Here is a 1,769-nt window from a genome sequence, read left to right as displayed (position 1 = left end):
GCCGGGGCCCCGGCGGGAGAGGATCGGCTGCGCACCCGGGGCGCGCGCGACTCCGGCGCGCTTCTGGCTCGCTACGACGCGACCGCCGACGCGCATCCGAGGCTGGCGGACCGGCTGCGGCCGCTGCGCGAGGAGACGGCCCGCCATCTGGAAGCCTTCCGCGCGCCCGCGTCCGCGTCCGCCTCGTCCTCCTCCGCTTCGCCTTCCGCTTCCGCGTCCGCTTCCCCGTCCGCTTCTGCGCGCGCGACGCGCGTCCCGGACGTCCCGAAGGACGAGAAGAAGGCCCTGGCCGCACTCGCCCGCGCCGAGCGCCACACCGCCGACACCCGCACCGCCGCGCTCCGCGACGCTCCACCCGAGCTCGCCCGCCTCCTGGCCTCGGTCGCCGCCTGCGGCGCCGCCCACGCGTACCTGCTCACATCGGGCAACGCATGAGTACCGGCTACCGAACGACGGCGCCGGGCGCCGCGGAAGGGGACTGAGATGACCGCCTCGACGGCTCGCGCGCGTCGCGAGGGGCGCGCCATGGCGCTCAAGGCCACGCAGGCGGCGCTGGCCGCCGAGCATGCCGCGGTCTACGGGTACGGCGTGGTCGGTGGGCGGATCGGTGACGACCGGCTGCAGGAGGCCCGGGACGGGTACGCCGCGCATCGGGCGCGGCGGGACGCGCTCGCGCGTACGGTGCGCGATCTGGGTGGCACGCCGGAGGGCGCGGCGCCCGCTTACGCGCTGCCGTTCGCGGTGCCGGACGCCGCGGCCGCGGTGCGGCTCGCCGCGGAGCTGGAGAACCGGGTGGCCGCCGTCTACGCCGATCTGGTGCGGGCCGCCGACGGTGCCCTGCGCCGCGAGGCGGCCGGGGCGCTGCGCGAGGCGGCGGTCCGCGCGGTGCGCTGGCGGGGCAGCGGCGTAGCCTTCCCTGGGCTCACCGAACGCGCCACCACGCCAAGTCCGACGCTGGGGGTGCCCTCGGCGAGCGCCTCCGCGGGCGAGTTGTGACGGTCGGCCGGGACTGTTGGATCATGGTCTGTCGGCAGTCTCGCCCCAGCCGTGCGGGAGCCTGTCAGCGACAGATGTAACAACGCACAAAGCAGATGAAAAGGGGACAGCTCGGCGATGGTATCGGCACCGCAGCCCGGAGGCCCTGAAGCGGCCCCCATCACCCTGCCGCAGCGGCTGCTGGACTCGCTGAGCAACGACCCCCAGAGCCCGGCCCGCGTCTGGCTGGCCAAGCTGCCCGAGCTGGTCGCACACCAGCTGCGCGGCTGGGAGCTGACGCTCGAGCGGGTGCCGAGCCCGGGCGGCCGGAGCAGCCTCATCGTGCTCGTACGGCAGGCCGACGGCACGCCCGCGACGCTCAAGTTCCCCGCGCCGGGCCCGTACGCGGGGCATGAGCGGGCGGCGCTCGCGCACTGGAACGGCTGGGGCGCGGTGCACCTGCTGCGCGACGACCCCGAGAGCGGGGCGCTGCTGCTGGAGCGGCTGCACAGCGCGGTGTCGCTGCGCTCGCTCCCCGAGGCCAAGGCGCTGCTGGAGGCGGCGGGCACGGTGCGCCGGCTGTGGGTGCCGCCTGCCGAGGGGCACCCTTTCGACTCGGTCGCCACCCGGACCGGCAAGGGGGTCGAGACGCTGCGGCTGATCGCCGCCGGGACCTGGGCGGCGGACGCGCGGCCACTCGTCGACGAGGCGCTGGAGCTGCGCGAGGAGCTGTCCGGACAGACGCCGGAGCACCTCCTGCTGCACGGCGACTTCCGCCAGGGCAAGGTGCTGGC

2 protein-coding genes and 1 pseudogene are annotated in these 1,769 nt (G+C 76.1%); all 3 read left to right on the top strand.

Going from position 1 to position 1,769, the window contains the following annotated elements; translation table 11 throughout:
- Positions 1-435: pseudogene (locus tag CCN51_RS50785) on the top strand (hypothetical protein); the annotation flags it as partial.
- Between the two features lie 48 nt (positions 436-483).
- The gene (locus CCN51_RS50780; protein WP_043486643.1) at positions 484-996 is read left to right on the top strand and encodes a ferritin-like domain-containing protein; all 513 of its coding nucleotides are present in this window, start codon (positions 484-486) and stop codon (positions 994-996) included.
- A 117-nt stretch (positions 997-1,113) separates the two neighbouring features.
- Positions 1,114-1,769: aminoglycoside phosphotransferase family protein (locus CCN51_RS50775; protein ID WP_086861201.1), on the top strand; the 656-nt coding region annotated here is incomplete at its 3' end.

The organism is Streptomyces milbemycinicus, assembly GCF_002154605.1.
GTDB classification, from domain to species: Bacteria; Actinomycetota; Actinomycetes; order Streptomycetales; family Streptomycetaceae; genus Streptomyces; species Streptomyces milbemycinicus.
Note: the sequence above shows the minus strand (reverse complement) of the source record. Positions and strands in the feature narration are given on the sequence as shown.

Excerpts from the sequence above, each read along its gene's own strand:
- CCN51_RS50780 (WP_043486643.1), top strand. The coding sequence starts at position 484 with ATGACCGCCTCGACGGCTCGCGCGCGTCGCGAGGGGCGCGCCATGGCG.